Below are 25,180 nucleotides of genomic sequence, written 5' to 3' on the forward strand. Positions count from 1 at the left end.
ACTTTACAAAAAAACAAGGATCATGTAGAATGCTAACTGTGTTCATTGATTAAATTCGACATTTTTCTACAAAAAGCGACAAGGAGAGACATTTGATGAATTTGTTTCGTAAAAAACCGATTCAGGCGCTTTTAAACGAATCGGGGGCGAAAGGAGCCTCGCTGCGGAAAGAATTAAGTGCATTCGACTTAACGATGCTTGGCATCGGTGCCATTATCGGAACAGGCATTTTCGTCCTGACCGGGGTGGCAGCGGCGGAGCATGCCGGTCCAGCGCTCGTTCTTTCGTTTGCTTTATCTGCGTTGGCGTGCGTCTTCGCAGCGCTTTGTTACGCAGAATTTGCTTCGACCGTACCGGTTTCGGGAAGTGCGTACACATATAGTTATGCTGCGTTCGGTGAACTGATCGCCTGGATTTTAGGCTGGGATTTGATTTTAGAGTACGGAGTTGCTTCATCGGCAGTCGCCGCCGGGTGGTCCGGCTATTTCCAAGGATTGCTTGCTGGGTTTGGCATTGAGCTGCCGAAGGCACTCACGAGCGCATATGACCCGGAGAAAGGGACAATCATCGATTTGCCGGCCATTTTCATTGTTTTGTTCATTACGATTTTATTGAACATGGGCGCGAAAAAATCGGCCCGCTTCAATGCGATTATCGTTTTCGTAAAAGTGGCTGTCATCTTGCTTTTCTTGGCGGTCGGTGTTTGGTATGTTAAGCCAGAAAACTGGACGCCGTTTATGCCGTATGGGTTTGCAGGCGTTGCGACCGGAGCCGCGACGGTGTTTTTCGCTTATATCGGGTTTGATGCGGTGTCAACAGCGGCGGAAGAAGTGCGCAATCCACAGCGCAATATGCCAATTGGCATCATCGTCTCATTGCTTGTTTGCACGTTATTGTATATCGCCGTTTCGCTCGTGTTGACAGGCATCGTTCCATACGACCAATTGAACGTGAAAAACCCGGTGGCGTTCGCATTAAGCTACATCCAGCAAGACTGGGTCGCTGGCTTTATTTCGCTCGGAGCGATTGCTGGCATTACGACGGTGTTGCTCGTCATGCTTTACGGGCAGACGCGCCTCTTTTATGCGATCAGTCGCGACGGCTTATTGCCAAAAGTATTTGCCCGCATTAGCCCGACCCGCCAAATACCGTATGTTAACACATGGCTGACAGGTGCAGCTGTTTCGGTATTTGCCGGTGTCATCCCGTTGAACAAACTGGCGGAACTGACGAACATTGGAACGCTCTTTGCCTTTATTACCGTTTCAATTGGTGTTCTCGTTTTGCGCAAAACACAGCCAGACTTAAAGCGGGCGTTCTGTGTTCCGTTCGTGCCGTTCGTCCCGATTTTAGCGGTCTTGTTCTGCGGCTACTTAGTTCTTCAGCTCCCAGCAACGACATGGATCGGTTTTGTTTCCTGGTTGTTAATCGGTTTGGTGATTTACTTTGCTTACGGGCGTAAGCATAGCGTGCTCAATGAAACGGCTGAGAGCGAAGAAAAAGTTGGCTGATTGGCCAAATAAAAAAGCAAGGGCTTTTCTGAACAGATGTTCGGAAAAGCCCCTTTTTTGTTCGCTTAGAGGATGAATGACAGCGAAATTGTGTGTTCCATAAATAGGAAGTCTAGGGGTGGAAAGGGGGAAACCAGCCGTTTGACAAGAGGGAGGCTCATAAACAAGGTTCACGATTCAATCCCGTTAGGCTCCCGCTTGGAATAATTTTTTTCTTGAATGACGGCCATATTTCCCTTACGATATACGAAATAGTGTATAAGGAAGCGTCAGTCCGTCTTGTATAAGCGGGGTGAAATCGATGTTTGGCACATTATTAAAAAAAAGAGAGAGAACGCTTGAACGGACGGTTGCGGAAATTCAACAAGGGAATGAAGCGCTGCGCAATGAACTCATCCAACAATATAAGCCGTTTATCGCTAAAACGGTCTCGGGCGTGTGCAAGCGATTCATTCATGAAGAAGATGACGAAGCGAGCATCGGATTGATCGCTTTTAATGAGGCGATTGAAAAATATGCGCCACATAAAGGAGGCTCCTTCCTCTCATTTGCCGAACTGCTCATTAAACGGCGCCTTATCGATTATATTCGGAAAGAGGCGAGAATACGAGATGCAGTATGGTATACGGAGGATAGAGAAGACGGTGAGCAAACGGCGCAAGCTTACTTGGACGCTAAGCTTTCTGTCGATGAATTTTACAAGCAAATCGAACAGGAGCAGCGTCGCGAAGAAATCATCCATTACCAGCAAGTGCTGAAACAATTCGGCATTCACTTTCACGATTTAGTTGAACATTCGCCAAAACATAAAGACGCCCGCCTAAATGCCATCCGTGTAGCCCAGCTGCTTGTGGAGAACGAGGACTTGCTCGGTCTGTTGTTTCAAAAAAAACAGCTACCGATCAAACAGCTGGAAACGATGGCGTCCGTCAGCCGCAAAACTATAGAGAGAAACAGAAAATACATTATTGCGGTCGCGGTCATTTTGGCGGGCGATTATATTTACTTGAAGGACTATATAAAAGGGGTGCTACCATCGTGAAGAAGGGGATTGTGCTGGAATTGGACGAAGAGTTTGTCACCGTGTTGACGCCGGAGGGGGAATTTCTTCGGTTAAAAAAGGAAGGAGATTGTGAAGTTGGAGAAGAGATTGAAGCGAGGGCGGTAAAAAAAAACATTTCTATTTCACCGTCGTTCGTTTCAATATGCGGTGGTGAGCGCGTTAGCAGCTGCCGTCCTGCTTGTCATCACTTGGATTCAATGGCCTTCCGACGCGGTGTGCGCATATATGTCGATCGACATTAATCCGAGCATTGAAACTGGGGTCGACGATGAACTGCGCGTGTTGACACTAAAGGCGTATAATGAAGAAGGGAAACATGTAATCGCAGCGCTCACTTCATGGAAACATGAGCCGTTTTCTGCTGTGGCGAAACAAATCATTGAATTAAGCGAAAAAAGGGATATTTAAAGGAAGGCGGAGAAGTGCTTATTGCAACAGTAGAGAAAGAGCATAACGATTCTTCGGCTCGGAAGTTGTCCGCTGAACTCGCTGAAATCCAGCGGTCGGTAGCGAACGAACGGATCGTTATCACAACGGTGAACAGCACGATGGAAGTGCGCAACCGAGCGGCAAAACAAGGAATGACAACCGGGAAACTATTGCAAATCCAGAAAAAAGCAAAACCGTCTTCGTCCACATCCGCCAAGCCGAATAAAGAGAAAGAGGAAGTCGGAAAGAAAGAATCCGCTACGTCGAACAAGGAGAAAGGGCAAGGTGGAAAGAAGGAATCTACTAAGTCGAACAAAGAAAAGCAACAGGACGGAAAGAAGGAATCCGCTAAGCCGAATAAAGAGAAAGGGCGAGTAGCAAAGAACGAATACGCCAAGTCGAGCAAAGAGAAAGAACAAGGCGGAAAGAAGGAAAAGGAAGCGTTGTCACTAAAAGGACAAAAACTAGAGCAACTGCCGCAAATGAAACAGAGGCATAGCGAACAGAAAGCAAATCAACAGAAAAAAGAAAAACAGCCGCCACACGAGTGGAAAAACTCCGGCTTAGAAAAACATAGTTCCCCTTCGGGCGAAGAAATTTCTCTGAAAGGGAAAAACAGTTCCCCTTCTGATAAAGAAATTTCTTTGAAAGGGAAAAACTATGAAAACGCCCGTCCGTCGCGGCCGGGCGATCATCATGCAAACAAAAAGGCGGTGAATAGCCAGCAGGATCGCAACGACAACAAAGATCGCCACAAGCTGGCGAACGTTCACCGCCAACCGAAAAGCATAGATTCCAAAATGAAAAAAGTCGAGTGATGACGCTCGGCTTTATTCTGTTTTTCGGCCTGCCAGCTGGCTTTGGGCTTGAGCAACAAGCCGTTTTGTAATTTCCCCGCCGACGGAACCGTTGGCGCGCGAAACAGTGCCAGCCCCGAGCTGTACGCCAAATTCTTGAGCGATTTCGTATTTAATTTGTTCCAATGCTTGTTCAATGCCTGGAACAAGCAGTTTGTTGCTTCCACGTGCCATCATTCTTGCCTCCTTTGTCATGTTTAAGTGTGGCATCATTAGTATGAGCAAACCGTTAGTGGGCTATAGGTGGCAATTAAAGGGAGGATTTGTTGTGAAAAAAATATTGCAAACGTTTTCGGTTCGCGGTTATAATAAAATTAACAACAGGATCCGAAACGTTTTGGAGGAATAGCAGTGACAACGATTAAAGATATTGCCAAAGCGGCAGGAGTTTCGATTACTACCGTTTCACGTGCGTTAAACGGTTATTCCGATGTGAATGAAAACACGAGACAAAAGATCATTGATATCGCTAGGCAACTAAACTACATCCCGAATACGCTCGCACGCGGGCTTGTGATGAATAAATCGAAAACGATCGGATTGCTCGTTTCCGGACTGACGAAGGAAAGCGCCAAGGACAATTTTACGTTTGAGGTGCTAGCAGGTGTCAACGAATATGTCAGTGAAGTCGATTATGATATGGTGCTGTTCAGTACGACATCGACGAAACAGCGGGAAAAAACGTACACCCAACTTTGCCGGGAGCGCCGTGTCGACGGAGCGATTTTGCAGGGGATTCGCACCGATGACCCATACTTGCACGAGGTCGTGGAGAGCGATATTCCGTGCGTTTTAATCGATATTCCAATCGAGTCGCGGACGGTTGGTTATGTCACAACAGATAATGTACTTGGGGCGAAAAAGGCGGTGCGCCATTTAATTGAACTCGGCCATAAACGAATTGCTATGATTAACGGCTATGAATACGCTTTTGTGAGCGAACAGCGATTGAAAGGATTCAAGGAGGCCCTGCTTGAAGCTGGGTTGCCGGTGCGGGAATACTGGATTGCCAATGGGGCGTTTCGTGAAGAAATTGCTGAGCAGGAAGCGTTGAGGCTGCTTCAACACTACCCAGAAATAACGGCGTTCTTTTGCGCCAGCGATTTAATGGCGCTAGGCGTGATTAAAGCAGTAAAACGGCTTGGAAAGCGAGTGCCGGATGATGTTGCGGTCATCGGTTATGACGACATTATTTTAGCCTCATATTCCTCGCCTTCGCTGTCAACCATCGCACAGGATAAGTTCGCTATGGGGTATGAAGCTGCCAAGTTGCTCATCGCTATGCTGGAAGGAAAGGCGGATTCGCATATCAAAATTTTACAAACGGAGCTAAAAGCTCGGGAATCGACAGTCAAGGGAATCAAGTAGTCGCCGTGTTATTGGTGACGGAAGGAGGGAAAAGATTTTTTTTGCGAAAAACCGAAAACGTTTCGGATAAAAAAGGGAATAGATCCATTAATTAAAACGCTTTCTAAACCATTTCCTTTTTATTTATTCCCGAAACGTTTTCGGGATGATAGAAAGTAGAAAACATCAACGGGAGGAAGCAAGATGGATTACCGTGTGATTAAGGAAAATGATTTATTTTTATTAACAGACCGTGAGGGGAATATTCCGGAGCACCATCCGTACGGACTAGGTTTATACACGAAAGACACTCGTTTTTTAAGCAAATGGGATTTACGCATTAACGGGAAAAAGCCGGTTTTGCTGTCGTCCGACGCTGCGGAAAATTATGTTGCCACGATTTTATTGACGAACCCGCATATAGAGGAAAACGGGGAATTGGTATTATGGCGGGAATCAGTTGAAATTGAGCGAAAGCGCTTCATATATGGTAACGTTCTCTATGAAACGATGAAACTAAGAAGCTATCATCCAAAGCCGGTACAGTTTGAAATCAGTGTACATATGGATGCTGATTTTGCTGACATGTTTATCGTCCGCGGGTTTCAGAGCGGGGAAGTTGGAAAGCGGACGGGGCAGACGATCGGCGATCGCACGTTAACGTTTGGCTATGTAGGAGCTGACGGGATCAAGCGGTCGACACAAGTCGCCTGGGATCGGCCAGAAAAGGCAGTGTTTGAGCACGGGGAAATTTTGTTTCATTTTCATCTCCAGCATGGAGAAGAGCAAACGGTCACCTTTACCATTACGCCACATGTCGGCGGGGAGGAAAGGAAACAACCTGTTCCATTGGAGGAGGCATTTTGCCGCCTAAAAGAATCATACTGCCGCTGGGAGGAAAAAACAGCGAAAATCACAACGGATGATCACCGTCTTGACCGCTTGGTACGCCGTGGAATCGCCGATTTGCGAGTGCTGTTGACCGATTTAGGATACGGACAGTTTCCTGTGGCTGGGTTGCCGTGGTTTGGCGTCCCGTTTGGCCGTGATAGCCTGATCGCAGCACTGCAGCTTTTGCCGTTCAACCATGAGGTCGCCAAGGGAACGTTGCTGACGATGGCCCGATATCAAGGGAAAAAGAATGATCCATGGCGGGACGAGCAACCGGGAAAAATCATGCATGAAATTCGGTTTGGCGAGCTGGCTAATACGAATCAAATTCCGTTTACCCCTTACTATGGAACGATTGATGCTACACCACTGTTTTTAGTGTTGCTGGCCGAGTATGTAAAATGGACGGGAGATTTTGCTCTTGTCGGTCAACTGCGTGAACATATTGAGGCAGCGCTCGCTTGGATTGATCAGTACGGTGACCGCGACGGGGATTTGTTTGTTGAGTATCATCAGCAATCGAGCAAAGGGATTGCTAACCAAGGGTGGAAAGATTCGGGGGACTCGATTGTCCACCGAAACGGTGAATACGCTCGCTCACCGATTGCCCTTGTTGAAGTACAAGGGTATGTATACCAAGCAAAAACAGCGCTTGCTGATATTTTCGAGCATCTCGGCGAACTCGAGCGGGCTAAAGAGTTGCGTCATCAGGCGAAAGCGTTGAAAGAGCGGTTTGACGAGCAGTTTTGGATGGAAGATGTGCAATTTTACGCCATTGCTTTAGACGAAAAGAAAGAACAAGTTGGTACGGTGACGTCAAACCCTGGACACGTGCTGTTGTCGGGAATGCTGAATGAAGAGCGGGCCGAGGCGGTTGTCCGGATGCTTTTATCTAAGAAGATGTTTTCAGGCTATGGAATTCGGACGATGGGAGAAGGCGAAGCCGGATACAATCCGATCAGTTATCATAACGGAAGCGTATGGCCGCATGACAACAGCTTGATTTTGCTTGGACTCAGTAAGCTAGGCAAGCAGCATGAGGCGAAGACCGTAATTCAAGGGTTGACGGAGGCGGCGAACTACTTTGAATATGATCGGCTTCCAGAGCTGTTTTGTGGATATGGAAGCTCGGCTGGGAAGCCGGTTCGCTATCCGGTCGCCTGCTCGCCGCAGGCATGGGCGGCCGGAACACCGTTAGTGTTTATTCAGGCTTTACTAGGATTGTTCCCAAATGCGCTCGAAAAGAAAATTTATTTGTCGCCGATGCTGCTTGATACGATGAACATGTTGCGGGTGGAAAACATCTCGATCGGCGGCGGACGGTTGTCATTGACCGTTATGCGTGAGAAGGAAACGTTCAACGTCCAAATCGATGAAAATACGACAGGCTGGGATATTGTTATTCGTTAACAACAGGGAAAGAAGCTTCTTTCCCTGTGAATATAAACCATTTTTTAGGGGGTTGCTTACATGGGGAAAACAAAGTGGATGGCAACGCTAGGCATTGCGACGCTACTGTTTGGCAGTCTTTTGGCCGGATGCGGAGGCGAAAAAAGTGAGCAGGCAAACGGGGGGAACAAGCAAGGAGAAAAGGTGGAAGTGACATTGGCTGGCTGGGGTGGCAACCCAAGCGAGCAAAAGTTGTTGCAGCAAACGATTGATGATTTTGAGAAAAAACACCCTGATATTAAAGTCAAATATGAAGTGATCGCCGATCAGTATATGGATGTCATTAAAACCCGTTTATCGGGAGGACAAGGGCCAGATGTGTTTTATCTCGATGCGTTTGAAGCGCCGGCATTAATTGAAACAGGAGCGCTCGAACCGCTCGACGAATATGTGACCGATGAGTTTGATATTGACGATTTTGAAAAGCCGATGCTCGATGCATTTAAGGGGGAAGACGGCAAAATTTACGGATTCCCGAAAGATTATTCGACGTTAGCCTTGTTTTACAATAAAAAAATGTTAGAAGAAGCAGGCGTCGAAGTGCCAAAAACGTGGGATGAGCTGAGAGAAGCAGCGAAAAAGCTGACGAAAGGAAAAGACGTATATGGGTTTGGCGTTGCTCCGGAATTGGCTCGTTTATACTACATTGCTGAGTCGAAAGGTGGCAAAGTCGTCACGGACAACAAAGCAAGTTTTGCTGATTCTAAGGTTGTCGATGCGCTCCAACCGATCGTTGATATGCACTTGAAAGATAAAACGGCAGCTCAGCCGAACGAAGTCGGAGCAACATGGGGCGGCGAGATGTTCGGCCAAGGTAAGGCTGCTATGGTCATTGAAGGAAACTGGGCGATTCCGTTTTTGCAAGATACATTCCCGAACTTAGAATTCGGAACGGCGGAACTCCCGACGATCAACGGCAAAAAAGCAACGATGGCGTATACGGTAGCCTATGTGATGAATAAAGATTCACAAAAGAAAGAAGCAGCTTGGAAACTCATCTCCTATTTGACCGGGAAAGAAGGAATGAAAACGTGGACAAGCAAGGGATACGCTTTGCCGACGCGTAAATCGGTCGCTGCTGAACTTGGATTTGATAAAGATCCGTTGCGGGCGGCATTAGTGGCCGGAGCACCATACGCTACTGTATGGCAAAATGGAACGAATTTACCGATTATTGTGAATAACTTCAACAACCAGTTTGTCAGTGCTTTCTTAGGGGAGCGCCCGCTTGCTGATGCATTGAAAGAAGCAGAAAAAACGGCGAACAGCGAAATCGAAAGTCAATAAATGAAAAAAAGCCTCCGGCGGAAAACAGCTTCTGCCGGAGAGCTGTTCCTTTCTTTCTAACAGCGGCTTTGTGGCCGCGTTAGAAAGAGGGGAATAGCGATTCGATTGCAAGGGGATGAAAAAGGATGAAGCAGACATTCACGAAAAAAATGTGGCGGGAAACAGGATCGGCTTATTTTCTGTTATCTCCGGCTTTATTTGTGCTTCTTTTATTCATTATCGGCCCGATCGTGTTCGCAGTTTTTTTGGCATTTCATAAAGTGCAATTGTTAGGAACGACATCGTTCGAGTTCGTCGGACTCGATAACTTCGCCCGCATAGCTAACGATACGAGGGCGAAAATCGCGCTATGGAACACGCTGAAATATGTAGCGATTGTCGTTCCGTGTCAAACGATTTTAGCGCTTGTGTTAGCCGCTACTTTAAACGCCGGGTTGAAAGGGCAAAAATTTTTCCGCATCGTTTACTTTTTACCGACCCTGACTTCTTCAGCAGTATTGACCCTTATTTTCATGTGGATGTACAACCAAAACGGCTTCATTAACCATGTGCTTGAAGCGGTTGGGTTGCCGACGTACAATTGGCTCGGCGATCCGGACGTCGCTTTAAATGCGATCATGATCATGAACATTTGGTCAACGGCCCCGTACTTTATGGTCATTTATTTGGCGGCATTGCAAGATATTCCAGATTCCTTGTACGAAGCAGCCGAATTAGACGGGGCCAACGCTTGGCAGAAGTTTTGGCACATCACTGTTCCGTATTTGCGCCCGGTCACATCGTTTGTTGTGGTTATGGGGCTGATCGGTACTTTCCAATTGTTTGATCAATCGTACATTTTCTCAGCCGGTTCTGGTGGGCCGAACAATTCTACGTTAACTGTTGTGCTTCTTATTTACCAATATGCGTTTAAAACGTTAGGAACGATGGGATACGCTGCTGCGTTGGCATTTGCGTTGGCCATCATTATTTTAATCGCGACATTAATCCAGCGGAAGCTATCGAAAGAGGAGTCCCTTTATTAAGGAGTTGAGGACGAATGAAAAGAAAAATAGGAATTGGGAAAGCGCTGCTGTATGTTGTACTTGTTATGTATGCGATCATTACGCTGATTCCGTTTTTATGGGCGCTGTCTTCCTCGTTTAAGACGCTTGAGGAAATTGTCAGTGGAACCATGTCGTTTGTTCCAAAACAGTTCACGCTGGATAATTACAAGCAAATTTTTGTTGAGCAGGATCTATTCCCACGTTGGTTGTTAAACAGTGTCATCATCGCCGTGGCAGTGACCATACTCAATTTATTGTTTAATTCCATGGCTGGCTATGCCTTAGCGCGGCTGCAGTTTCCTGGGAGAAAACCGCTGTTTTTGATCATTTTAGCTGTCTTAATGATTCCCGCCCAAGTGACGATGATTCCAAACTATTTGATTTTAAAACAGCTCGGCTGGTTAAACTCGTATCAAGGAATGATCGTGCCGACGATGATTAACGCTACTTTTATTTTCATGATGCGGCAGTTTTTTATCAATTTCCCGAAGGAATTGGAAGAGGCAGCGGAGCTTGATGGGCTTGGCCGGTTCGGGATCTTTTTCCGGATCGTGCTGCCGCTTGCTCGCCCGGCACTGGCGGCTCAGGCTATTTTCGTCTTTATGGGCTCGTGGAATGATTTTATGCGTCCGCTTATTATTTTGTCCGATCCGCAATTGTTTACATTGCCGCTTGGCCTGAACAGCTTCAAAGGACAATACATCAGCTATTGGAACTACATCATGGCTGCCTCGATGGTATTTACGTTGCCGGTGTTGGTCATTTATGCGTTTTTCAATCGGTATTTCATCAAAGGAATTTCGTTTACGGGCGGGAAATAAGAATGGTTTTGCTTCCGTGCGCACATTGAAGAAAGAAGGGTTCGCGTATAGGGCTGTCGGCAAAGGTTTCCTTGGCCTTTGCCGACAGCTTTTTTTCATGCATCATATGCGTTGAAAAGACGAGCATTATATAAATTTCATCAGGAAAGGAAATAAAGCGATGGAATGGACGATGTGGCTGCCAAGATAGGCGGAGAGGACGGGGATGGACGGCTGCGTTTGTTGGTGGATTCATTCATCCTGAAACCGCCGAAGGGAAAGAAAAGGAAAACCGTAACATGCCAAGGCAGTGAAGATGTCACGGGCAAACGAAAACCAAATCCGAACATGTGAAAAATGGTTGATGAAAAGAAAGACAGCGGCATGAAAGCCGTGCTGAAGCCGTGGTGGTGCATAAAGCATGCTTGGCCGAGGCACGATAAGAAAAAATGTGGAAGGAGGATCGATGTGACTGACATCTCATTCCCGGTTGCCCGTCTCCATGACGGGACGCTTCGCCAGTTGCAACAACTGGAACAGCGGCTGCGCGAAGAGACGGGAGAAGAAATTGTGCTTGTCGCTTATCAACGGAAAACGATGGACGAAGGGAGAACGAAATGATGGTGAAACGGAAAGTGAAATTTGACGCAGCGAAAAACAATAATAAAACGCCGACTGAAAGCTTGCCAGATACAGAATTTGCCGCGCAATACGCCGGCGAAGAAGACATGATTCGCGGTGCGAATCGCAATTCGAAAAAAGGACGCCAAGGAGGCGGCGATGGGTAAAGAGCAAAAGGGGCGGCCTGCCCAACGAAATGAAGAAATGGCGTTTGAATGGGGCGATTTTGCTGCTCATCAGCCCATTTGGCTCATGGAAGAGCAAAAACAGGCGAAGAAAAAGGAAACAAAAAAGGAAGAGACGTCACGATGAAGAGGCTGTCTGTCAGCTGCTTTTACAGCGGGACAAGGGAAAAAGAAGAGCGCCGGTACCGGCGCTCTTTTTTCATTTGCGATCATGGGCAACTTCTGTTTATGAGTTGATTGAACGTGGTAAAGCAGCAACAACGATAGTGAGATGCGACCTCACCTATTTCGAGTAAGGAAAACGATTCGTCCTCTTTTTATCATCTTGAACCGAGAAAACGTCTACTTCTTGGGGCGAGTATAGGGAGGAACTGGTTCAATGACAAAGAAAGGCACTGACATCCCCCGGAGCCGTACGGAAACGAAGGATTGTCAGTGCCTGTTCACTGTCTGCCGTTTTTGATGGGCAGACGGAATGGTATGAAATGAAGCCAAGGGCCGTTTAGTTCCTCCGGTTTAAGCCGACGTGAAAGAAGCCGACAATGAGGAAAGCGGCACGGAAAACATGGTCGCACCGGCACCGGACGGGTCAAAGTAGGCGACGATAACGGTTGGCGTAAACGAAAGCTGCCTTTTAGAAATGTAGAGGCCGACATCGACCGGCACGATTTCAACGACCGTATGTTTAAACAGCTCTTTTTCTCCGAGCCCAAGGGCGGCGAAGTCCGCCCCGAGCACCTCAGGGCGCTCAAGCAACGTCCGGTAGACGGCTGTGCGCGTCGTTTTCTCTGTTTTTTCGTCCCACCACGGCTTGCGCGGCTTATATTTTTGATTGCGCAAGTAGTCGTATTTCATGAGCGATTCGGCGACAGGCAAGGCGTCTGGTACCGATGTACGTAAAAACTCATAGAGGCGGCGGAACAAGTCTTCTAACTGATGACCGATGCGCGCCCAGCCGCGTTCATCCCAATATGTTCCAAACTGCTGGAAGAAGTCAAACGGTGACGGGAAGACGTCGGTTACTAAATATTCGATCGTTTCATCCATCCGATGGGCGTTCCAATACTTTTCGAGCACATCTTCTACTTGCTTGATGCGGATGACGTCATCAAAAGACAAAACATTGTTGCGAAGCACTTCATACGGCGCATGATCCATATATACATAGCCGTATTCATGGGCGCGCAGGCGCAACCCAGTGCCGCGCAGCAGTTTCAAAAACCCAAGCTGCAGTTCTTCCGGACGGAGGGCGAATACGTCATTGAACGTCTTCCGAAACGAGTCGTAATCTTCTTCCGGCAGCCCGGCGATCAAATCTAAGTGCTGGGTAATTTTCCCTCCTTCTTTAATCATCGTCACCGTCCGCGACAGTTTCGCGAAGTTTTGTTTGCGCATGATGAGACGGTTCACTTCATCGTTCGTTGACTGAACGCCGATTTCAAAGCGGAATAGCCCCGGTGGTGCCTCGTTGTTTAAAAACTCGATCACCTCAGGACGCATAATGTCGGCGGTAATTTCAAACTGAAACACCGTCCCCGGCACGTGCTCGTCAATTAAAAAGCGGAACATATCCATCGCATAGCTGCGGCTGATGTTGAACGTCCGATCGACAAACTTGATCGTCCGCGCCCCGTGCTGCATTAAATAACGCAAGTCATCTTTGATTTTTTCGCGGTCAAAATAGCGGACACCAACCTCGATGGACGACAGGCAAAATTGGCAGCTGAACGGGCAGCCGCGGCTTGTCTCGACATAAACGATCCGGTTCGGAAGATGCGGAAGATCTTCGGGAAAGCGAAACGGCGACGGCATGTCGGCAAGGCGGATTTTGTTCCGTTGCGGGTTGACGACGATGCGATCTCCGTCACGAAACGCCAGCCCAGCGACATCGCTCACGTTCCCATCGCCGTTTAAGGCGAACAGCAGCTGTTTAAACGTTTCTTCTCCTTCACCGATGACGATAAAATCGAATTCCGGCACTCGCTCCATCCATTCGCGCACATCATAAGACACTTCCGGCCCACCAACGACGATCGTCACGTCCGGCGCCACTTTTTTTAACATTTTTACGACTTTGATCGTTTCTTCAATGTTCCAAATGTAACAGCTGAAGCCGACGACATCCGGTTGTTGCTGATACAAATCAGCAACGATGTTCATCGCTGGGTCTTTAATCGTATATTCAACAAGCTTGACGTCAAACTCCGGCTGGGCGTATGCTTTTAAATAGCGAATGGCTAAATTCATATGAATGTATTTGGCATTTAATGTCGTACAGACAACGTTCATCGTAGCAAAACTCCTTTTCATCGTACTAACCCCACATTATAATGCAGTTTAGCCAAATGAAAAAGAAGAAAAAACTTGTCGAACATTGAGGAAAAGATTTTTGAAAAATCTTCGTGAATGGAGGAAGGAGTAAATTTTTCCACATAGAATATATATTAGTTGATATGGTTTCAATGGACAAGGAGAGATCAATATGGCCCAAAGCCTTTCTCCCCGTGAAGAACAAAATTCGACACCAGATGTGCGGTTGCTTGAAGAGGAAAACCGACGCTTAAAAGAACGGTTGAACAGCTATTCGATCATTTTTGAGAGGTCGCTTGATGCGATTGTCATTTTAAATAAAAACGGCGAGTTTGTCGATGTGAACGAAGCAGCGTGCAAGCTGTTTGAAATGGACAAGTTTGACTTGATTGGTCGTTCCTTCTCTTCATTTTTAGAGCTCGTTCCGCCGGATATTTTGTTGTTTCAGCGCTCCATGCTGCAAAAGTTCGGTTCGTTTAGCGATGAATTGCTCATCAAGTTGCCGGATGACAAGGTGAAACATGTTGAATTTTCGATGAAAAAGGATGTCTTTAACGAATTTGATTTGGTGATGATGCGCGACGTTTCGGCTCATAAGGCGCTTGAGCGCGAGCGAATCATTCATGAATTTTTGTTTCGAGACGTCTTTAACCGAGCGGTCGATGGCATCGTCATTTTCGATGAGTTCGGTCGGTTTATCGACGTCAATCCGGCATTTTCAATGAGCTTGAATTTGGAAAAAGGAAAGCTGCTGAATTTGTCGTTTCAGCAGTTTGTTGCCCGCGAATGTGCTGATGAGTTTGCCCGTCTGTTGTCGGAAGTGAAGGAAAAAGGAACGGCCAAAGGCGAGCTGTCGTTGGTTCGCCTTGACGGAACGGTGAAAATGTTTGAGCTGACGGCGACGTCGAACGTTTACAGCGGCTTTTACATGGCCATTATGCGCGATGTGACTGAACGGAAAAACATGGAGATTAAATTGCAAAAAAGTGAAGAACGATTCCGGGCCATTTTCGAGCAAGCGCATGAAGCGATTATCATTTGGGACGATTTCGGTTACATACTCAACGCCAATCCAGCGGCGAGCCGGACGTTTGAGCTGCCTTTGAACTTGCTTGTACGCCGCAATTTGCTTGATTTTGTGCAATATGGGGATGAAAAGGTGAAGCGCATTTTCAGCGAGTTCCGGCGCAAAGGAGAAATTCGCGATGAATTAACGTTCCATATGCCGAACGGTGAGGATAAGCAGCTTGAGTTTACGATGAAAAAAGGGGCGATCGACGGCTATCATTTGACGATTTTCCGCAATGTGAGCGAGCGGCGGAAAATCGAGCGCGAGCTGCGTGAAAGTGAGCAAAAGTTCCGCAGCATTTTCGACCATGCGATGGACGGCATTTTGTTATGGGATGAGAAGCATCGCATCATTGACGCTAATCCAATTGCCTGCGAATTTTTTTCCGCCACAAAAGAAGCGTTGCTCGGTCAAACGGTGATGGAACTTGTTCCAGAGCGGGCGCGCCGCCAGCTGAATAAGCTCTTTGTACAATGTGAACGTGCAGGCGAGGCGAGTGGGGAAGTTGAATTTTCCGATGAAGGAAAAGGGAAAATCGTTGAGTTTTCATTGAAAAAAGAAGTCATTCCTGGCGTAGGGATGATGAGATTTCGCGATGTCACAGAGCGTAAAGAAATGGAGCTGCAGCTGCGCAAATCGGATACGCTCAATGTTGTTGGTGAATTGGCTGCGGGCATCGCTCACGAAATCCGCAATCCGATGACGGCATTAAAAGGCTTTATCCAACTGTTGCAAGGAAGCGTTGGCGGCGATTATTCGATGTATTTTAATGTCATTATGTCGGAATTGAAGCGGATCGAGTCAATCATCACCGAGTTTCTCGTCTTGGCCAAACCCCAGGCGGTGCAATACAAGCAAAATGACATTTGCAAAATTATGCAGGATACGATCGATTTAATCAGCGCTCAGGCGATGATGCATAATGTGCAAATCATTGCCGATTTCGAGCGCGGTCTGCCGCCGGTGTATTGCGAGCCGAACCAGTTGAAGCAAGTGTTTATCAATATTTTGAAAAACGCCATTGAAGTGATGCCGAAGGGCGGGGACATTACGGTGCGCATCACCCGTACTGGACGTCATGTGCGCATTTCAATCACCGACCAAGGGTGCGGTATTCCGAAAGATAAAATTAAAAAGCTCGGTGAGCCGTTTTATACGACAAAAGAGCGCGGCACTGGACTCGGCTTGATGGTCAGCTATAAAATTATTGAAGAACACCGAGGGAAAATTGACGTCGAAAGCGAAGTTGGCGTCGGCACGACATTTCATATTACGCTGCCGATCGAACGAACGGAAAGAGAGGATAACGATGACAATTGACTATGCGGTATACCGTTCAGAGTTGCTCGGCGATATCTATATTGCTTCTGATGGCGACGCGATTGTGAAAGTCGAACTGTTTCCGGAAGAATGGCGCGCGTTTGCAAGCGAGCATCCGGTTGTAGAAAGCCGGTCACCGCTTCTTGAACGCGCGCTTGCACAGTTGGATGAATATTTCCACGGTCGCCGCCAAACGTTTGATTTTCCAGTTAAATGGCATGGGACGGTTTTCCAACAGGAGGTGTGGACGGCGCTTTGTCGCATTCCATATGGAGAAACGGCGACATACGCCGATATTGCGATGCAGATTGGTCGCCCGAAAGCGGTACGCGCCGTCGGACAGGCGAATCGGGCGAATGAACTAGCCATTGTTGTTCCGTGCCATCGTGTGATCGGCAAAAACGGCGCCTTGACAGGCTATGCTGGAAGCCGCACCGATGTGAAAGCGAAGCTATTGGAGCTGGAGCGGCGCTGTAAATAGGGCGGAAGGGCCGGGGATGAAGCATGGAAAATAAAAAATGCCGCCCCCGGGACTTGAACCCACAGGGGCGGGATCGGGGGCTATTTTTTTTGCCAATGTGACAGAGCGAGGGCGCCGACTAAAATGGCGCCTTTAATAATGTCTTGAGCGTAGTACGGGACGTTCATCATCGTCAAGCCGTTTAACAATACCCCCATCAAAATTGAGCCGAACAACGTGCCGATGACATTCGGCTTGCCGGCGCCAAAGACGGAAAAGCCGATGTAGGCGGCGGCGACGCCATCCATCAAAAACGAAGCACCGGCTGATACTTGACCAGTGCCGATACGCGAGGCAAGCACAATGCCCCCTAAAGCAGCGAAAAAGCCGCTAATGACGTACGCATACGTCCGGTAACGGTTCACTGGAATGCCTGACAGCCTTGCCGCTTCTTGGTTTTCCCCGGTCAAATAAAAGAGGCGTCCCGGTTTTGTGTATGTCAAAAACAAATGGGCGGCAATGACAACGAACAGCATCAGCAAAACGGAAAACGGGATGCCGAACAACTCTCCTTGGCCGATAAATAAAAAGGAAGGAATGAATTTGCCCGGCGCCGTACCGCCGTCTGGCAGCGGCATGTCGTTGTAAATGGAAAATCCTTTCGTATAGGTGAGCTGCACGCCGTTAATGGCGTACATGGTTGCTAAGGTCGCGAGCAAATCAGGCAATTTGAACTTGACGATCAATAGCGAATTAAGCAGCCCGACGGCGATTCCGAGTAAAAGCGGAACGAGCAGCGTGACGAAAATTTCTTGGCGGTACAAAACGAGCGCCGCTGCACTGGCGATGGTCGCGAGACTTACCGTCGAGCCGACCGATAAATCGAAGCCGTCAACGATCAGCGAAAAGGTAATGCCGATCGCTACGAGTGTCACGATCGAAATCGAGCGCAAAATGTCGCTGAAGTTTTCATACGTAAAAAACTGGTCTTGTGTGATGCCAAAATAGGCGATCACGGCTAAAATGGCCAACAGTGTGCCATGTTTATACAAAAACTCAAGAGTAGACAACACCGCTTTTTTCGACGGTGTCGCGGAAACGGCCGGCTGGGCCATCGATCTCACCTCCGCTGCAATAATAAACAAGCTGCTCATAGGTTAATTCAGCGGCCGGCAGACGGGCGAGCAGCCGGCCGTCTACCATGATATAAATCGTGTCGCAAACTTCTAGCAGCTCACGAAATTCACTTGAAAAGTACAGCACAGTTTTCCCCTCATCAGCAAGAGTGCGGATAATGGAAAATACATCTTGTTTGGCATGAACATCGATTCCTTTCGTCGGTTCATCGAATAAAAAGACACGCGCGTTCGTGTTCAGCCATTTGCCGATCACGACTTTTTGCTGGTTGCCGCCGCTCAAATGGCGGACGGCGGTGGATGGTGATGGCGGATGGATGCCGAGTGAGCGAACGAGCCCATTGGCTGCGTCCGTTTCTTTCATCCGACTGATCCATTGCCAACGCGACAACCAAGAAAGGAGGCGGACGGTTAAATTCGTCTGCACCGACTCAGGCAAAAACAGCCCTTGTTTGCGCCGTTCTTCCGGGATTAGGCAAAGACCGGCGGCAATCGCTTCATATGGCGACGAAAATGTATAGTGTTGGCCGTCAAGCTGCCATTCGCCAGACGTTTTCCGGTGAGCGACGAGACTTTCAGCGAGCTCTGTTTTGCCGGCGCCGACCAAACCGGCGATGCCGACAATTTCACCGCGATGGGCGTATATATCGACTGTTGTGCTCGTTTTGTCGATCTTGATTCCGCGGGCGGCAAAGGCGATCTCGCTTCCGTACGTACGCGCTTGTTTTGCAGTGGCGGCCTGCTTTGTCCCGGTCATGTGAAGGACGATGTCTTCAAGCGACAGGCTTCCGGCAGCGCCTTGATAGACGATGCGTCCATCGCGCAAAATCGTTAGTCGATCGGCGATTTCCTGCACCTCTTTGAGCTTATGAGAAATATAAATAAAGCCGACTCCCTGCTGTTTCAGTTCATGAATGATGGCAAACAGCCGCTTTGTTTCCGCCTCACTTAACGCGGCGGTCGGTTCGTCCAAAATGATGTAGCGCGCGTTTGATGACAATACTTTCGCCAGCACGATGAGCTGCTTTTCATGGAGTGAACAGTCACGCACGAGCTTCGTCGGTGGAATGGAAAGGCCGACACGGTGAAGAAGTGCGGCGGCCCACTTCTTTTCTTCGCGCAGCGAGCGGATGGGATGGTGTTTGACGTCAGCTAGTTCATCAGCTGCTAAGTTTTCGTAAATCGGCAAGCCGGGAAACAGCGCCGTGTCAACTTCCTGGACGACAAGGCCAATGCCCGCCTGCTTCGCCTCACGCGGCGACGAAAACGCGCACGGGGTGCCGTCGATCGTGATGGTGCCGGCGTCCGGCAGAATGGCGCCGGCTAAAATGTTCATGAGCGTGCTTTTGCCAGCACCATTCATGCCTAAAAGGGCGTGAACTTCGCCCGGACGGACGTCAAAGTTCACGCCGTTAAGCACGCGCACCGTGCCAAACGCTTTTTCAATGGCCTTCATTGACAAGCCGCTCATTTTTGGCTCACCTGAGCTTCTAATGTTTTCATCCACGGCGAGATGGCGATATTCGATTGTCCCCAGCTTGGGATGTATTGCGAGAGCTCGCCCATTGATATTTGTTTGTCCGGCAGATCGGCTCGTTTCACTAAGTGCGGTTCAAGTGAGTAAATGTTCGGCGTTTTTTCACCAGCGATTTTTTGATAGGCGAAGCGTACTTGAACGCGACCGACTTCGGCTGGATCGGTAGCGGTCGTCGCCACCCACGGGCTGTTCGATTTTTGAATCATTTGCAAGTCTTCATCGCTTAGATCAATGCTGTACACTTTAATTTCCGTGCGCCCGGCTTGTTCGATGGCGCGCGTTGCTCCTTTGGCGAACTCGTCCCATGTGGCGAAAACGGCGTCGATGTCGCCCTTATTCGGATATTTTTTCAAAATGGCCTCCATTTGTGTTTGTGTGTCTAAGGCGGTGTTAGCGCTCGCTGTGCCGAACTTGGCGACTTCTTTAATGTTTGGGTAGCGTTTTTTAAATGCGTCGTAAATGACATGGCGCCGCTCCATTGGCGTAAAACCGCCGACCCAAATCGTGACGATTTTGCCTTCGCCGTTTAAGTCTTCCGCAAGTGTTTTTAACGTCTTCCAAGCGAGGCTATAGTCGTCTTGGTCGATGACGGTGACGCCCGGAATGTTCAAATCATTGTCAAATGCTACGACCGGGATGCCTTTTTCAACTGCTTTTTTCACGGGACCTTCGAGCGCGTCGGCGCGGCCGTGGTCAAGCAAAATAGCATCGACGTTTTGCGTAATGGCCGTCTCGACATAAGAGGCCATCTTCGTTAAATCGTTATCGGCATTATAAATTTGCACTTCACCGCCGAACTTTTGCACTTGTTCTTTCACGCCGGCGATGTATTGTGATGAGAACGTCCCGATCGACATCTGCATAATGGCGGCGATTTTCACTGGCTGTTTCAGTTTTTCTGGGATGGCGGCCTCTTCACTGCTTGTGGCTGCTGTTTTATCAACGGTTGTTTCATTATTCGTTGCCTTCGTTTCATTGGCCGGCTTTGCGCTCATTGCGTCTTGCTCATTTGTGCAGCCCGCTAAGACAAAGAACATGGCCAAGAAAAGAAGGAACGATGAGATTTTAAGCTGTTTCATGGTGCTCCTCCTTTGCAACTAACGATGGCAGCTCCGTTTCATAGTCTCCGTAGACGATGCCTTTTTCGGTAATGATGGCGGTAATGAGTTCGTTTGGTGTGACATCAAACGCCGGGTTGTATACGTTGACGCCTTCCGGGGCGATGCGCACCCCGTTTAGATGGGTCACTTCATCTGGATGACGCTCTTCAATTGGGATATCCGTCCCTGTTTTCGTCGCCAGGTCGATCGTTGACAGCGGGGCAGCGACGTAAAACGGGATGCCAAACGATTGGGCGAGCAAGGCGAGGCCAAATGTGCCGATTTTATTCGCTGTATCGCCGTTTTGTGCGATCCGGTCAGCGCCGACGATAATAGCATTAATGTTTTTCGCCTTGATCGTTTGTGCGGCCATATTGTCAGTAATGAGCGTCACATCGACACCTGCTTGCATGAGTTCCCAGGCGGTCAGACGAGCTCCTTGCAAGACAGGCCGCGTTTCCAAGGCATAGACGGACAACTCAATCCCTTTTTCTTTTGCCAAATAAAATGGGGCGAGTGCCGTTCCGTAGCGGGCGGTGGCGATCGAGCCAGCGTTGCAGATGGTCATGATTCGATCGCCTCGATGAAAAAGAGACAAGGCATGCTCGCCGATGCGACGGCACACATCTTCATCTTCGATTTGAATGCGGATCGCTTCGTGAACGAGTGTTGTTTTTGCTTCGTTGACGGAAGCGGCGCTTTTAGCGGCGGCAACGAGCCGATCAAGCGCCCAAAACAAATTGACGGCCGTCGGGCGAGCACTCGCCAAATAATCGCGGTCTTGTTTTAAACGGCGCTGAAACTCGTCGACGGATTCGGTTTCGTAGCGGGAAGCAGCAAGCGCCAAGCCATAGGCGGCGGTGATGCCGATCGCCGGTGCCCCGCGCACTTTCAGTGTCACGATCGCGTCATGTACATCTTCGAGCGTATGCAAGTCGAGATATTCAGTTACCGACGGCAGCTTTTGTTGATTTAAAATCGTCACATGCGTTTCGTGCCATTCAACTGAGCGCGGGATAGCAAATGTGCTCATTGTCGTCTTCCTTTCCTTGTACATGTTTCAGTTTGCCTGGAGTGGTGTTGAACGGCCGTCTTGAGAGAGTGGTGTTATCGTTCCGTCTCGACAAACAGCCGGCGGAAGTCTTCCGTTCCGTCTAGTTCGGCGCGTTCAACGATCAGGCGGCGGCCAAGGCGAAGCGCGTGTCGCTTTGCCGCAAGCCGTTCGTCTTTTTGCTCAATGCCGTCAAGATCGGCAACATGGGCGAGGCCGATCGTCCGACGGATGACTTCGCAGCCGGCAAAGCCGACGGCGTCGATGAACGTTTGTCGCAGCACATCGTCAAGCAGGCCGGGCGTTGCGGCATACGTTTCGACACTTTCGGTGCGCCAAAGCTCCGAGAACACGGACGTAAAGACATCCCATGTTCGGTCGATGTGATCAAAGAGCGGACGGCGCTCTGATTCAGGGCGGGACAACGCATTTAACAGCAAGTTGGCGATAAAGTGGCCAAGGTCAAACCCGATCGGGCCGTAAAAGGCGAATTCCGGGTCGATCACTTTCGTTTCGTCATCACTGGCGAAAATGCTGCCAGTATGTAAATCACCATGCAGCAATACATCAGCTTCGGTTAAAAATTTGCGCTTCAGCTTCGCTGCTTCGAGATGGAGACGGTCGTCGTTCCAAAGTGTTTCCACATCCAGGTGCAATTCGTCTTCAAAATTGTTCGAGTCATGGTCGAAAAACGGATCGGTAAAGACGAGATCTTCCGTAATTTTGCACAGCTCCGGATTGACAAAACTTTGTGCCAATTTCTTTTTCTCTTGTTGGTTCATGCCGAAATCAGACGTGTAAAACGCCGTTTTGGCAATGAATTCACCGATATGCCTAGACAGAAGCGGATACGTTTTCCCTTCAATCAGCCCTTTGCGGGCGATTTGTAAATAGGACAAATCTTCCATCACCGTAATGGCGAGCGATTCGTCAGAATAGTAGACTTTTGGCACGTATTGTGGTACGTAGCTGGCAAACGTGCGCAGTGCGTTGCTCTCAATGACCGCACGCTTTAATGTGAGCGGCCAGCTTTCACCGACGACTTTCGCGTACGGCAGCGCTTGCTTAATGATGATGCCTTGCTTTGTTTCTTGGTCGACGACGTGAAACACTAAGTTTAAGTTGCCGTCGCCGATCTCACGGCATAAAAGCGGTGTTCCGTCGCGGAACAAGCCGAGGCGGACGGCGAGGGCGGTCGCTTTTTGTTCGGTGAGCGGTTCGTAAGCAGATGATTGGATAATCGCCATTTTCACGTTCCCCCTTTAGTTTTGGCAAATAAAAAACCTCTTTCACATACGGAAAGAGGCTTGAAGATTCTCGGTCTTCGCGCCTCTTATCTTCCAGAAAGACGTCTGTCTTTCCGGTGGACTTAGCACCGTGCCCTGCGGAAGCGGATCGCTTCCGGCGCCGCTTATGCGTGCGCCCTATCTCACGATAGCATTACGGTCGGTTGCTGGGCTTCATTGGGCCAGTTCCCTCAGCCAACTCTTGATAAGAGTACGAATCTGCTTATTTAGTTTTTGGAATTTTTGTGATGTTGGCAATTGTTCGGTTGCTTGATTCGAATAATACAGCTTAAGCAGGCCGATTGTCAATACGTTTTAAAAAATTTTTTTGCCGTCTCTTCATAAAGGCGCGGCCGGCGGTCAGCAAATACGGGGATGCGCGAACGAACATCTCTGACGAGAGCCGGGTCGATGTCGGCTAGAAGGATGCCTGGGTCCTCATCCGCCTCAGCGAGGATTTCCCCCCATGGATCGATGATGAGCGAATGGCCAGCAAAAACGTTGTTCGGGTCGCTTCCGGCTCGATTGCAGGCGACGACATAGCATTGGTTTTCAATCGCCCGCGCCATCAGCAACGTCCTCCAATGGTGAAGGCGAGGAAGCGGCCATTCGGCGACAACAAACAACAATTCGGCTCCAGACAAGGCGTGGGTGCGAATCCATTCCGGAAAGCGGATGTCATAGCAAATGACCCCGGCACACGACAACTCATCAAGCGAAAACAAGCCTGGCTCGTTTCCTGACTGCAAATGCAAATGCTCATCCATCAGCTGAAACAAATGAACTTTGCTATATTCCTTGATGATTTGGCCGTTTCGATTGGCGACAATCATTGTGTTCGTTACGCCGGCGTCCGTTTTTTTTGCGACCGAGCCGGCCACAAAATGGATGCCGTATGTTTGTGCCAATCGGGAGGCGAACGTTTTCGCCCGTTCGGCATTGTCATCAGCGATTTCATCTAAGCGCGTCAAGTCATAACCGGTCGTCCACAGCTCCGGAAGAACGATGATATCGGCTCCTTCTTTGACGGCGAGTTCCACGGCTTTTTCGGCTTGCTGTTCGTTTTTTTGCGGGTCACCAAACGCGATATCCAATTGGAGGCAAGCGATGCGGATGGTCATTGTTTTTCACCTCAATGAAAAAATTTACTTTACATTTTGCTTTTTACGATATATGATTTTGCACTAGAATTTCAAGAAATTTTTGAGAAGGTGTGGGCGATGACGACCGAATTTCCTTTTTCCGAACTGCTTGAACAGTTGCCGAAGCAATTTTTTGCTTCGCTTGTCGCCAAAGTGGGAGCGAAAATAAAGGCCGGGCACGATGTCATTAATTTAGGGCAAGGCAATCCGGATCAGCCGACGCCTGGCCATATTGTTGAGGCGATGCAACAGGCAGTGGCCAATCCAAAATACCATAAATATTCGCCGTTTCAAGGTTACTCATTTTTGAAAAAAGCAGTCGCTGCATTTTATGCGCGTGAGTACGGGGTTGATGTGGATCCAACCCGCGAAGTAGCCATTTTGTTTGGCGGTAAGGCTGGTCTTGTTGAGCTGCCGCTTTGCCTCGTCAATCCGGGTGATGTGGTGCTTGTCCCGGATCCGGGCTATCCGGACTACTGGTCCGGGATCGCGCTCGCCCGCGCACGGATGGAAATGATGCCGCTTATCGCCGAGCAGCAATTTTTGCCTGATTACAGTGCCATTCCGGCAGCGATCGCTGATCAGGCCAAACTGATGTTTTTGAACTATCCGAACAACCCGACCGGGGCGACGGCGACGAAAGAGTTTTTTGCTGAAACAGTGGCGTTCGCCGCTAAGTACGGCATTGCTGTTGTGCATGATTTCGCCTACGGGGCGATCGGTTTTGATGGCAAAAAGCCGGTCAGCTTTCTCGAAGTTGATGGGGCGAAAGAGGTCGGTGTTGAAATTTACACGTTTTCCAAAACGTACAATATGGCCGGTTGGCGTGTCGCGTTTGCCGTTGGCAATGAACAGATCATCCGGGCGATTGAGTTGTTGCAAGATCATTTGTATGTCAGTTTGTTCGGCGCTGTTCAAGAGGCGGCTGCCGCGGCGCTTCTCGGTCCGCAAGATTGCGTCACGGAGCTCGTCGCATTGTATGAAGCGCGCCGCAATACGTTCATTTCTGCTTTGCACCGCATCGGTTGGGAGGCGCCGGCACCGTCTGGATCGTTTTTCGCTTGGCTTCCCGTACCGAAAGGATTATCGTCCGCTGAGTTTGCCGACATACTGCTTGAACGCGTACACGTGGCGGTCGCTCCGGGCATCGGTTTTGGCAAGCACGGCGAAGGCTATGTGCGCGTTGGTCTGTTGACAGATGAGGCGCGTCTTGTCGAAGCAGCTGAACGGATCGGGCGTCTCGGGCTGTTTTGAAAAAAATGATTGACAACAGCGGCAGAGGC

At 48.9% G+C, this 25,180-nt stretch carries 22 protein-coding genes, 1 pseudogene and 1 riboswitch; of the genes and pseudogenes, 15 read left to right on the forward strand and 8 right to left on the reverse strand.

Annotated elements, in window-relative coordinates:
* Positions 1-95 precede the first annotated feature (95 nt).
* The 4 genes and pseudogenes from DSM465_RS0100230 to DSM465_RS19765 all read left to right on the forward strand — a co-directional run bounded on the left by DSM465_RS0100230 (position 96) and on the right by DSM465_RS19765 (position 3,821).
* On the forward strand, positions 96-1,511 hold the full coding sequence (locus tag DSM465_RS0100230; RefSeq protein ID WP_029760352.1) for an amino acid permease: 1,416 nt from the start codon (positions 96-98) through the stop codon (positions 1,509-1,511).
* A gap of 301 nt (positions 1,512-1,812) precedes the next feature.
* The gene (gene sigI / locus DSM465_RS0100235) at positions 1,813-2,553 is read left to right on the forward strand and encodes an RNA polymerase sigma factor SigI (RefSeq protein ID WP_008878860.1); all 741 of its coding nucleotides are present in this window, start codon (positions 1,813-1,815) and stop codon (positions 2,551-2,553) included.
* Entirely contained in the window at positions 2,550-2,816 is a 267-nt protein-coding gene (locus DSM465_RS19755) for an anti-sigma factor domain-containing protein (RefSeq protein ID WP_236620384.1), read from the forward strand. Before sigI ends, DSM465_RS19755 begins: the two co-directional genes overlap by 4 nt.
* Positions 2,800-3,821: pseudogene (locus tag DSM465_RS19765) on the forward strand (anti-sigma-I factor RsgI family protein). The gene DSM465_RS19755 and the pseudogene DSM465_RS19765 overlap by 17 nt, the downstream one beginning before the upstream one ends.
* A gap of 12 nt (positions 3,822-3,833) precedes the next feature.
* Here DSM465_RS19765 and DSM465_RS0100245 read toward each other — a convergent pair.
* Entirely contained in the window at positions 3,834-4,034 is a 201-nt protein-coding gene (locus tag DSM465_RS0100245) for an alpha/beta-type small acid-soluble spore protein (RefSeq protein WP_029760354.1), read from the reverse strand.
* A gap of 177 nt (positions 4,035-4,211) precedes the next feature.
* Between DSM465_RS0100245 and DSM465_RS0100250 the strand changes: the two genes are divergently transcribed.
* The 8 genes from DSM465_RS0100250 (at position 4,212) to DSM465_RS19505 (ending at position 11,613) form a co-directional block, all read left to right on the forward strand.
* Positions 4,212-5,228, forward strand: coding sequence for a LacI family DNA-binding transcriptional regulator (locus DSM465_RS0100250; RefSeq protein WP_008878857.1), 1,017 nt, complete (start codon positions 4,212-4,214; stop codon positions 5,226-5,228).
* Positions 5,229-5,411: 183 nt separating this feature from the next.
* Complete coding sequence (locus DSM465_RS0100255) at positions 5,412-7,508, forward strand: amylo-alpha-1,6-glucosidase (protein WP_029760355.1); 2,097 nt, start codon at positions 5,412-5,414, stop codon at positions 7,506-7,508.
* A 60-nt stretch (positions 7,509-7,568) separates the two neighbouring features.
* Positions 7,569-8,834: an ABC transporter substrate-binding protein gene (locus DSM465_RS0100260; protein ID WP_008878855.1), complete on the forward strand. Its 1,266-nt coding sequence runs from the start codon at positions 7,569-7,571 to the stop codon at positions 8,832-8,834.
* A 125-nt stretch (positions 8,835-8,959) separates the two neighbouring features.
* Positions 8,960-9,859, forward strand: a complete 900-nt coding sequence (locus DSM465_RS0100265; RefSeq protein WP_008878854.1) for a carbohydrate ABC transporter permease — start codon at positions 8,960-8,962, stop codon at positions 9,857-9,859.
* Between the two features lie 14 nt (positions 9,860-9,873).
* Positions 9,874-10,701: a carbohydrate ABC transporter permease gene (locus DSM465_RS0100270; protein ID WP_008878853.1), complete on the forward strand. Its 828-nt coding sequence runs from the start codon at positions 9,874-9,876 to the stop codon at positions 10,699-10,701.
* Between the two features lie 447 nt (positions 10,702-11,148).
* A complete protein-coding gene (locus DSM465_RS19495) occupies positions 11,149-11,301 on the forward strand; it encodes a hypothetical protein (RefSeq protein WP_008878852.1) in 153 nt (50 codons plus the stop codon).
* The gene (locus DSM465_RS19500) at positions 11,301-11,468 is read left to right on the forward strand and encodes a hypothetical protein (RefSeq protein WP_029760356.1); all 168 of its coding nucleotides are present in this window, start codon (positions 11,301-11,303) and stop codon (positions 11,466-11,468) included. Before DSM465_RS19495 ends, DSM465_RS19500 begins: the two co-directional genes overlap by 1 nt.
* Positions 11,461-11,613 (forward strand): hypothetical protein, encoded by a 153-nt coding sequence (locus DSM465_RS19505; RefSeq protein WP_008878850.1) that lies wholly within the window; start codon positions 11,461-11,463, stop codon positions 11,611-11,613. The genes DSM465_RS19500 and DSM465_RS19505 overlap by 8 nt, the downstream gene beginning before the upstream one ends.
* Before the next feature lie 389 nt (positions 11,614-12,002).
* On the opposite strand, the gene DSM465_RS0100295 is transcribed toward DSM465_RS19505, so the two are convergent.
* Positions 12,003-13,775, reverse strand: a complete 1,773-nt coding sequence (locus DSM465_RS0100295; protein WP_029760357.1) for a B12-binding domain-containing radical SAM protein — start codon at positions 13,773-13,775, stop codon at positions 12,003-12,005.
* A 193-nt stretch (positions 13,776-13,968) separates the two neighbouring features.
* Between DSM465_RS0100295 and DSM465_RS0100300 the strand changes: the two genes are divergently transcribed.
* Positions 13,969-16,185 (forward strand): PAS domain-containing sensor histidine kinase, encoded by a 2,217-nt coding sequence (locus tag DSM465_RS0100300; protein ID WP_029760358.1) that lies wholly within the window; start codon positions 13,969-13,971, stop codon positions 16,183-16,185.
* Positions 16,175-16,666 carry a methylated-DNA--[protein]-cysteine S-methyltransferase gene (locus DSM465_RS0100305; RefSeq protein ID WP_029760359.1) on the forward strand — a complete coding sequence of 164 codons (492 nt, stop codon included), beginning with the start codon at positions 16,175-16,177 and terminating at the stop codon, positions 16,664-16,666. The genes DSM465_RS0100300 and DSM465_RS0100305 overlap by 11 nt, the downstream gene beginning before the upstream one ends.
* Before the next feature lie 80 nt (positions 16,667-16,746).
* On the opposite strand, the gene DSM465_RS0100310 is transcribed toward DSM465_RS0100305, so the two are convergent.
* The 6 genes from DSM465_RS0100310 to DSM465_RS0100335 form a co-directional block, all read right to left on the reverse strand.
* Positions 16,747-17,760 (reverse strand): ABC transporter permease, encoded by a 1,014-nt coding sequence (locus tag DSM465_RS0100310; RefSeq protein WP_029760360.1) that lies wholly within the window; start codon positions 17,758-17,760, stop codon positions 16,747-16,749.
* Positions 17,702-19,252 carry a sugar ABC transporter ATP-binding protein gene (locus tag DSM465_RS0100315; RefSeq protein WP_029760361.1) on the reverse strand — a complete coding sequence of 517 codons (1,551 nt, stop codon included), beginning with the start codon at positions 19,250-19,252 and terminating at the stop codon, positions 17,702-17,704. The genes DSM465_RS0100310 and DSM465_RS0100315 overlap by 59 nt, the downstream gene beginning before the upstream one ends.
* The gene (locus tag DSM465_RS0100320) at positions 19,249-20,397 is read right to left on the reverse strand and encodes a sugar ABC transporter substrate-binding protein (RefSeq protein WP_008878843.1); all 1,149 of its coding nucleotides are present in this window, start codon (positions 20,395-20,397) and stop codon (positions 19,249-19,251) included. The genes DSM465_RS0100315 and DSM465_RS0100320 overlap by 4 nt, the downstream gene beginning before the upstream one ends.
* On the reverse strand, positions 20,384-21,451 hold the full coding sequence (gene mtnA, locus DSM465_RS0100325; protein WP_008878842.1) for an S-methyl-5-thioribose-1-phosphate isomerase: 1,068 nt from the start codon (positions 21,449-21,451) through the stop codon (positions 20,384-20,386). Before mtnA ends, DSM465_RS0100320 begins: the two co-directional genes overlap by 14 nt.
* Positions 21,452-21,525: 74 nt before the next feature.
* Positions 21,526-22,716 (reverse strand): S-methyl-5-thioribose kinase, encoded by a 1,191-nt coding sequence (gene mtnK / locus DSM465_RS0100330; RefSeq protein WP_008878841.1) that lies wholly within the window; start codon positions 22,714-22,716, stop codon positions 21,526-21,528.
* An 83-nt stretch (positions 22,717-22,799) separates the two neighbouring features.
* Positions 22,800-22,967: riboswitch (SAM riboswitch) on the reverse strand.
* Positions 22,968-23,060: 93 nt separating this feature from the next.
* The gene (locus DSM465_RS0100335) at positions 23,061-23,876 is read right to left on the reverse strand and encodes a carbon-nitrogen family hydrolase (RefSeq protein WP_029760362.1); all 816 of its coding nucleotides are present in this window, start codon (positions 23,874-23,876) and stop codon (positions 23,061-23,063) included.
* Between the two features lie 99 nt (positions 23,877-23,975).
* Here DSM465_RS0100335 and DSM465_RS0100340 point away from each other — a divergent pair, with 99 nt between their 5' ends.
* Positions 23,976-25,151, forward strand: coding sequence for a pyridoxal phosphate-dependent aminotransferase (locus DSM465_RS0100340; protein WP_011887035.1), 1,176 nt, complete (start codon positions 23,976-23,978; stop codon positions 25,149-25,151).
* Positions 25,152-25,180: the final 29 nt, after the last annotated feature.

The sequence above is a fragment of the Geobacillus thermodenitrificans subsp. thermodenitrificans DSM 465 genome, assembly GCF_000496575.1.
Lineage (GTDB): Bacteria > Bacillota > Bacilli > Bacillales > Anoxybacillaceae > Geobacillus > Geobacillus thermodenitrificans.

Bases quoted from the DNA above. Each gene is read 5' to 3' on its own strand.
- DSM465_RS0100295 (WP_029760357.1), bottom strand. From the start codon at position 13,775: ATGAACGTTGTCTGTACGACATTAAATGCCAAATACATTCATATGAAT.
- DSM465_RS0100255 (WP_029760355.1), top strand. From the start codon at position 5,412: ATGGATTACCGTGTGATTAAGGAAAATGATTTATTTTTATTAACAGAC.
- DSM465_RS0100305 (WP_029760359.1), top strand. From the start codon at position 16,175: ATGACAATTGACTATGCGGTATACCGTTCAGAGTTGCTCGGCGATATC.
- DSM465_RS0100265 (WP_008878854.1), top strand. From the start codon at position 8,960: ATGAAGCAGACATTCACGAAAAAAATGTGGCGGGAAACAGGATCGGCT.
- DSM465_RS0100300 (WP_029760358.1), top strand. From the start codon at position 13,969: ATGGCCCAAAGCCTTTCTCCCCGTGAAGAACAAAATTCGACACCAGAT.
- DSM465_RS0100315 (WP_029760361.1), bottom strand. From the start codon at position 19,252: ATGAGCGGCTTGTCAATGAAGGCCATTGAAAAAGCGTTTGGCACGGTG.
- DSM465_RS0100245 (WP_029760354.1), bottom strand. From the start codon at position 4,034: ATGGCACGTGGAAGCAACAAACTGCTTGTTCCAGGCATTGAACAAGCA.
- DSM465_RS19500 (WP_029760356.1), top strand. From the start codon at position 11,301: ATGGTGAAACGGAAAGTGAAATTTGACGCAGCGAAAAACAATAATAAA.
- DSM465_RS0100310 (WP_029760360.1), bottom strand. From the start codon at position 17,760: ATGGCCCAGCCGGCCGTTTCCGCGACACCGTCGAAAAAAGCGGTGTTG.
- DSM465_RS19505 (WP_008878850.1), top strand. From the start codon at position 11,461: ATGGGTAAAGAGCAAAAGGGGCGGCCTGCCCAACGAAATGAAGAAATG.
- DSM465_RS0100230 (WP_029760352.1), top strand. From the start codon at position 96: ATGAATTTGTTTCGTAAAAAACCGATTCAGGCGCTTTTAAACGAATCG.
- DSM465_RS0100340 (WP_011887035.1), top strand. From the start codon at position 23,976: ATGACGACCGAATTTCCTTTTTCCGAACTGCTTGAACAGTTGCCGAAG.
- mtnK (WP_008878841.1), bottom strand. From the start codon at position 22,716: ATGGCGATTATCCAATCATCTGCTTACGAACCGCTCACCGAACAAAAA.
- DSM465_RS0100260 (WP_008878855.1), top strand. From the start codon at position 7,569: ATGGGGAAAACAAAGTGGATGGCAACGCTAGGCATTGCGACGCTACTG.
- mtnA (WP_008878842.1), bottom strand. From the start codon at position 21,451: ATGAGCACATTTGCTATCCCGCGCTCAGTTGAATGGCACGAAACGCAT.
- DSM465_RS0100270 (WP_008878853.1), top strand. From the start codon at position 9,874: ATGAAAAGAAAAATAGGAATTGGGAAAGCGCTGCTGTATGTTGTACTT.
- sigI (WP_008878860.1), top strand. From the start codon at position 1,813: ATGTTTGGCACATTATTAAAAAAAAGAGAGAGAACGCTTGAACGGACG.
- DSM465_RS0100335 (WP_029760362.1), bottom strand. From the start codon at position 23,876: ATGACCATCCGCATCGCTTGCCTCCAATTGGATATCGCGTTTGGTGAC.
- DSM465_RS0100320 (WP_008878843.1), bottom strand. From the start codon at position 20,397: ATGAAACAGCTTAAAATCTCATCGTTCCTTCTTTTCTTGGCCATGTTC.